The organism is Methanosphaera sp. A6, assembly GCF_001729395.1.
GTDB lineage: Archaea > Methanobacteriota > Methanobacteria > Methanobacteriales > Methanobacteriaceae > Methanosphaera > Methanosphaera stadtmanae.
In genome coordinates this window covers 1-7,101 of record NZ_MAIF01000077.1, presented here as the reverse complement: position 1 = coordinate 7,101, position 7,101 = coordinate 1, and the positions used below count along the sequence as shown (strand labels likewise).

Annotated in this window: 8 protein-coding genes; 5 read left to right on the top strand and 3 right to left on the bottom strand. The window is 28.0% G+C overall.

All coding sequences use genetic code 11. The features are described from left to right. Nucleotides 1–27 precede the first annotated feature (27 nt). On the top strand, nucleotides 28–1,122 hold the full coding sequence (locus A9758_RS02605) for a DegT/DnrJ/EryC1/StrS aminotransferase family protein (RefSeq protein ID WP_011405900.1): 1,095 nt from the start codon (nucleotides 28–30) through the stop codon (nucleotides 1,120–1,122). A 62-nt stretch (nucleotides 1,123–1,184) separates the two neighbouring features. Then, a complete protein-coding gene (locus tag A9758_RS02600) occupies nucleotides 1,185–2,036 on the top strand; it encodes a TIGR00269 family protein (RefSeq protein ID WP_011405899.1) in 852 nt (283 codons plus the stop codon). Here A9758_RS02600 and A9758_RS02595 read toward each other — a convergent pair. Genes A9758_RS02595 through comB form a run of 3 tightly spaced genes read right to left on the bottom strand, consistent with a single transcriptional unit; the run spans nucleotide 2,031 to nucleotide 4,266 of the window. Beyond that, nucleotides 2,031–2,246, bottom strand: a complete 216-nt coding sequence (locus A9758_RS02595) for a DUF1922 domain-containing protein (protein WP_011405898.1) — start codon at nucleotides 2,244–2,246, stop codon at nucleotides 2,031–2,033. The genes A9758_RS02600 and A9758_RS02595 overlap by 6 nt on opposite strands. A 9-nt stretch (nucleotides 2,247–2,255) precedes the next feature. Continuing rightward, nucleotides 2,256–3,551, bottom strand: coding sequence for a TraB/GumN family protein (locus tag A9758_RS02590; RefSeq protein WP_011405897.1), 1,296 nt, complete (start codon nucleotides 3,549–3,551; stop codon nucleotides 2,256–2,258). A 16-nt stretch (nucleotides 3,552–3,567) separates the two neighbouring features. Next, nucleotides 3,568–4,266 (bottom strand): 2-phosphosulfolactate phosphatase, encoded by a 699-nt coding sequence (gene comB / locus A9758_RS02585; RefSeq protein ID WP_011405896.1) that lies wholly within the window; start codon nucleotides 4,264–4,266, stop codon nucleotides 3,568–3,570. Nucleotides 4,267–4,483: 217 nt separating this feature from the next. Here comB and A9758_RS02580 point away from each other — a divergent pair, with 217 nt between their 5' ends. The 3 genes from A9758_RS02580 (at nucleotide 4,484) to A9758_RS02570 (ending at nucleotide 7,007) form a co-directional block, all read left to right on the top strand. Continuing rightward, nucleotides 4,484–5,008 (top strand): hypothetical protein, encoded by a 525-nt coding sequence (locus tag A9758_RS02580; protein WP_011405895.1) that lies wholly within the window; start codon nucleotides 4,484–4,486, stop codon nucleotides 5,006–5,008. Further along, complete coding sequence (locus A9758_RS02575; RefSeq protein WP_011405894.1) at nucleotides 4,993–5,901, top strand: methanogenesis marker 7 protein; 909 nt, start codon at nucleotides 4,993–4,995, stop codon at nucleotides 5,899–5,901. Before A9758_RS02580 ends, A9758_RS02575 begins: the two co-directional genes overlap by 16 nt. 248 nt (nucleotides 5,902–6,149) lie before the next feature. Next, nucleotides 6,150–7,007 (top strand): Mrp/NBP35 family ATP-binding protein, encoded by an 858-nt coding sequence (locus A9758_RS02570; RefSeq protein ID WP_011405893.1) that lies wholly within the window; start codon nucleotides 6,150–6,152, stop codon nucleotides 7,005–7,007. Nucleotides 7,008–7,101: the final 94 nt, after the last annotated feature.

The window sequence follows — 7,101 nt, the reverse complement described above, 5'->3', positions numbered from 1 at the left end:
ATAAAATAATATATAAGGGATGTTTTAATGATAAATATTGCAAAACCAATTATAAGTGATGAAGAAATAGAAGCAGTGACAGAAGTATTAAAATCTGGAATGTTAGCACAAGGACCAAAAGTAGATGAATTCCAGAATAAATTTGCCAAATATGTAGAAGCTAAATATGGAATTGCAACAAGTTCTGGAACAACTGCACTTCACACAGCATTAGTTGCAGCTGGAATAAAACCTGGTGATGAAGTAATTACAACACCATTTACATTTGCAGCTACATCTAACTCCATATTATATACACAAGCAAAACCTGTTTATGCAGATATTGATGCGAAAACATTTAACTTAGATCCAGCTAAAATAGAAGAACAAATAACTGATAAAACAAAAGCTATTGTTCCTGTACATCTTTATGGACAACCAGCAGACATGGATGGTATACTTGAAATTGCACAAAAATATAACTTAAAAGTTATTGAAGATGCTGCTCAAGCTCATGGTGCTGTATATAAAGGCAAAAAAATAGGAAGTATTGGTGATTTTGGATGTTTCAGTTTCTATCCAACAAAAAACATGACCACTGGTGAAGGTGGAATGGTTACTACTAATGATGAAGAATATGCAGAAAAAGCAGGTATGGTACGTGCACATGGAGAAAGTAAAAGATATGAACAATCATTACTTGGATACAACTATAGAATGACAGATATTGCAGCAAGTATTGGACTTGTTCAACTTAAACATATAGATGAATTTAATAAAATTAGAAATGAAAATGCTAAATATTTATCAGAAGGTCTTGCTGATGTTGAAGGTATAACTACACCTGTAGTAGCTGATAATGTAACACATGTATTCCATCAATACACAATAAGAGTATCTAAAGATAGGGATACATTCCAAAAATTCCTAACAGACAATCAAATAGGTACAGGTATACATTATCCTATTGTATTATATAAACAACCATACTATCAAGCACTGTCAATTACAGGAAACTGTCCTTTAGCTGAAGAAGCAGCAAGTCAAGTAATATCAATACCAGTACATCCTTCATTAACAACAGAAGAACTTGATACTATTATTGATACAATTAAAAAAGGTTCAGAAGAATTATTACAATAAAAATCATCAACCCCCCTTTTTAATTTACTTTTTTTTATTGATTTACGGAATATGATTTTACCATGAAGATAGAACAAGATAAATTCAACAGTTATGTTAAAAAAAATGTTTTTGAAACATTAAACGATTATAAATTAATTAATAAGAATGAAAAAATTATGATTGGTGTTTCTGGTGGAAAAGACAGTATTTTAACACTACACATGTTATACCAATATAGACAAGAGTCTGGTATTGACTTTGAATTAGAAGCTGTGTGTATTGATGAAGGTATTTGTGGATATAGAGAACATGGAATTGAATCTGCAAAAGAGAATTGTAAAAATTTAGACATACCCCTTACAATAGCTTCATTTAAGGATGAATGGAATTATAACTTAGATGATATTCATAACCTCTATAAAAGTACTTGTATGCCCTGTGGAGTCTATAGAAGATACTTGTTAAATAAGGTTTCAGATTCACATAAGTGTGATAAAATTGCAACTGGACATAATATGGACGATGAAATACAATCATTTCTCATGACATTTGCAAGAAATGATCAAAATAAGTTTCCAAAATTTGGACCAATACTCAATAGAATAGATAAACATATGGTTCCAAGAATAAAGCCATTATGGCAATTACCTGAAAAGGATGTTGGTATATGGTGTATTGTAAATAACATTCCTATTCATGATGAGGAATGTCCATATTCTGTAACTTCTCTTAGAAGTGATGTGAAATTATTTTTAAATAAATTAGAGGAAAATTATGGAGTAAAACAGAATATATTTAATTCTTTTAAGAAAACATTTAAAATTCCACAAAAAGAGGTTCATTTAGAAAGATGTGATATTTGTGGCCAGGTAACAGCAAAAAGTCCATGTAATGCCTGTAAAATGACAGAAGAAATAAAAGAAATCTTATAATTCATTGGCTGTTCTAAATATAGAACCACCATATATCTCTTCTTGCATTTGTTGAACTGTTTCTGTTGCCTGTGTACTTGATTGGGCAATTTTTAGTATTCTTCTTTTTTTAACATTTAATGTTTTTCCACATGTACATTTTTTTGTTTTTGTTGTTTCTTTTGAATATAAAACACGACCACAATCACATCTATATATTAAATAATTCATTAAAACACCTCATATTCCAAATATTACATGTATGTAGGGAACAAATACATTGTTTAATGTTATTAAAAAACCAATTGTACATCCAATATTCGTTCCAAGTACTACAAGAATTACTCTAAATAATTTATTATGCCATAGATCTTTAAATGATTCAAAATCTGCTAATTCTGCTAAATCATCGAATCCTACCTTACGTAATTTACCTTCAACAAGTCCTGAAAACCATCCAGCAGCTAATAATGGATGAATAACAGTAACTGGTGCTACAACCATTCCCACTAATGCAGATTGTATCTTAGAACCAGATAATAGAGAACCTATTAATGCTCCTCCCCCTGCAAATATAAGATAGGTTATTATACCTTCACCAATATTTAATCCTTGAATATATGCTCCAACAAATACCACAATAAAAAGTATTGGTATGAGATATAGTATTATTTGAATTATTGAAAATCTTGACTCTTTTATTTGAGTAAGGCTATCAATGGGGGGTATCGTGTCTGGATTGTTGAGGTATGTTGTAATTCCATTTTTATGTCCTGCCCCTACAACTGCCACTACATTTTTATCTTCTAAGCTTTTAAGATGATGTGCCATGTAAGCATCTCTTTCATGAACTAGTGCATTGTATCCACCAGGTGATGCTTCTTTGAAAAAGTCCATAACTTCTTTTATTGTATCTTCTTGTTTTAATTGTTCAACTTCCTCTTTAAATGATTCATCTTCATCATCTGAAAATATAAATGACTTAATTAAATCCCATACAAATGATAATTTCTCTTTAAGACTCATTCCACTAATTGTTCTTTTAAGTGTTGTTTGTATGTTTCTATCAATTAAAGCTATGTCTGCATTAACTTCTCGTGCTATTTTTGATGCCTCTAACATTTCTGAACCTGGTTTTACTCCAACTTCTTCCCCCATCTTCTTTTGCATGTGTGATAAGAATGCACTTACTATTGTAACTGTAAGATTAGATGATTTGAGTAGGGATTTTAAGTCAAATTTTTCTTCTCTTTTAATTCCCCTACTTTCATCTACCAATCCTTGATATCTTCCTAAATCTAACTCTATTGCTACAATCTCTGGTTTTTTCTCATAAATAGTTTTTCGTACTGATTCTACACTTTTATCTGATATGTGTGCTGTTGCTACAATCTCTAGAGAAGATTTACTTATTGGTTGAATTATCTCTGTTTCATCAGTTTCTTCTTGAATATTCTGTTGAATATGTGAAAATCGAATAATTGGTGGTTTTGTAAATATTCTATCTGATTCTGTATTATTTTCTTCATTATCCATATTATCACTTTTTTATTTAATCTAATGAGACTATGTAATTATTCTTATAGATTGGAACTGTATCTATCTTGTTAATTAAACTACATATTTCAATATCTTCACCAAATCCAAGATAACGTAATTTATCTGCACTGTGTGAAGTATTTATTAATTGTTTTATTATATTAGAATTATTTGATATTATTTTTGATGCTTTTGCTGATTCTGAAAGTTCTAAGTATATATTTTTTTCTTTAGCTATGTTTACTATTTCATTAATAATTATTCCTGCACCAATACAATCCTCTATTGTAAATCTTTGATGTCTTCCTGCCATAACTAATTCAATTTCATTATCTGCAATATCTAATGCCTTTTGTGCTACTGTTTTTGCATTTATTGATGCTCCAACCAATATATTTACTTCTGAATTTCTTTGTTTTATATTTTCTAATACCTTTGTACCATTTGTTGTTTTCAAAATTAATGTATCACCAGCATAATTTGATATTTGAACTGGTGAATTTGAAACATCAAAATCTGATGATTTAATTTCACCTGCCAATATTGCATTATGTTTTTCTTTTAATTTAATAGCTTCATCTATATCATTAATCGGAACAATTCTTTTAAAAGTATTTAATGCTACACTTATTGTTGTACTTGCCCTTAATAAATCAATTACTATAGCTAAATCATTGGTTCGTGAATTATATAAACTTACATTAATTTTCATATTTTTCTCCATTATACAAAGATTAATTAAAAAAATATTAAAATTCTTACTTTATTATGAATTATTTCATTTTAATATTAATAGTTTTAATTAAAATATTACTAATAAATATGTGAAAATAATTATTTATATAAATAGGATGTTTTTTCAATTGTCTTAATTATATACAATATTAATAACAAAAACATTAATTAGAATGTTAAATAAGTGAATAACAATGAATATTATTACAACACCAATGTGTGAAGATATCTTAAAAATTGCCGGAGTAGATGATTATACTGTTGTAAAACCATCATATATAGAAAATGCTGATGTGGCAGTAGTATTGTCTGAAACAAAAACAGATATTCCTAAAATACCTGTTAAATTAAATACATATCAACAAATTTATGATAGTATTTTTATAATAAAGAATAAATTTAATACTAATATAGATGAAGAAAAAATTAAATTAATTAAATATTTAATTAATGATAATAATAAGAAAAAAGATAATCGAAAAAATATTAAAGTAAAAGTATATGGTAATTTTTTAAAAGATACCATTACAGATATGGGTTATAATATTAGTGATAGTGATTATGATTTCATAATAGTTCCAGATTATATGAATATAGAATTTAAAAATAAAAAGAATGTTATTATAATTCCTTCACATAAAAATGTACCAAAGAATATTATTCAACGGATAAAAGAAAGATATGAATTATTGGAGAGTAAATTATGTATGAAACAATGACATATACTGGTGGAGTTCATAAACATTATGAAATAGAAGAACTTATTGAAGATCTTGGTGGATTCATTCTTCAAAAAAATGAATCTCAAATCGATATAACATTAACTATTGCTGTTCCTTCAGAAGATACTGATAAAATAGAAGCTAAAGCAAAAGAATTACTTGGTTCTGTTGAATTATCTCCCCTTGCCAGTACAGAAATAGCTGTTGTATCCCCAACTCTTGCACGTCAACACTTACCCCATGCTGCTTGTGATATAGCAGAATATTTAAGAAGATATGGTACAAAAACCAACATGATAGGTCTTGCTCGTGGAGCTGGAAAGGGAATTGCACAGATAAATAAAGAAGAAAAGGATTTAATTGAAGAACATGACTTAGCAATATTTTCATTAGGAAGTTTTGATGATTGTATACGTAAAAAGAAATTCTTATTTGAGGATATTGATATTCCAGTTATTGTAACAGGTAGCCCTGAAATTGTTGCTGAAGAAATCAATGCTAATGCTTATGTTGCAGGATTTGGAAGAATTCCTCGTAGATTAAAACGTGGTGAAAATATTAGAGCACTTAAAAAATTAGTTAAAACTTCTGAAGATATTATTTCCAAACAAAAAGAAGAGTTAAGTGATGATCCTCTGATTATATCACCAGTTATTGTTAAAATTACATTAGAAAGAGAACTTCCTTCTATAAAAGATGTTAATGCCCCTATGGCCATTGTAAGTCAATTAGATGGTGTTCGTGTAAAATTACCTTATGATGAATATTACAAAGAAGTGGCTAATGTTGTAGTTGAAGGTTATAGATTAGGTGATATTGCTGAGATTAAAAAATCTAAAATGTACGATCATATTTTAGTAAAAATACTTCCAGAAACATCAATTTTATAATTTTTTTATTTTTTAATTATTTTTTTATTAAATAAGTCTTATTATTAATTATTTTTTAAATCAAAACAATTATATTCATTTTTTTTAATTATATTGTGTTGATTACCATTCATTTAAATATAGATTAATTTTATAAACAACTAACTAAATAATCCATTATATAGAATATTAAAAGAAAAAAGAACAAATTATTTAGAATAATATTTTCATATTATAATAATATTCTTAAATAACTAGGAGTTATGATAATGGCACACGAACATGGAGCTAATTTATCTGAAGAAGATAAAAAGGCTATGATGGAACAAAATATTAATATAACCCGTAATTTAGCAAATATTAAATATAAAATTGCTGTTATGAGTGGTAAAGGAGGAGTAGGAAAATCTACTGTAGCTGTTAATTTAGCCCAAGCATTTAATGCTATGGGATTAAAAACAGCACTTTATGATGTAGATATTCATGGACCAAACGTACCTAAAATGTTAGGTATTGAAGACAAACAACTTAGTGTAAAAGGAAATAAATTAATACCTGTTGAAACTGATGATGGTATTTTAGTAGCATCAATGGCTTTTCTTATAGAAAGTAATGCTTCCCCAATTATTTGGAGAGGACCACAAAAAACAGGTGCAATAAAACAATTAATTTCCGATGTTGCATGGAGTAATGTAGATGTTATGATCTTTGATAATCCTCCAGGTACTGGTGATGAACCTTTAACAGTATTACAAATGATTCCAGATTTAGATGCTGCTGTTATGGTTACAACACCAAGTTCTGTATCAGAAGAAGATGTGACTAAATGTGTTTCAATGACTCGAATGTTGAACATTAAAAACATAGGATTAGTTGAAAATATGTCCTATCTTGAATGTCCACATTGTGATGAAAGAATAAATCTCTTTGGTGAAAGTAAAGGTAAGGATTTTGCTGAAGCTATGGATGTTGATTATCTTGGAGATCTTCCATTTAGAACAAGTGTTTCTGAATCAGCAGATATTGAAGAAGTACCTATCGTTAAATCCAAACCTGAATCAGATGCAGCAAAAGGCTTTATGAAAATAGCCCAAGAAATCAAATCAAAATACATGAATAAAGATTAATTTTTTTAGATAATCTTTAATTTTATTTTTTTTTATGAAAAATTTTAGAAAATTCATAGATTTTTTTGAATTTTTATTTATACAAAAATTTTTA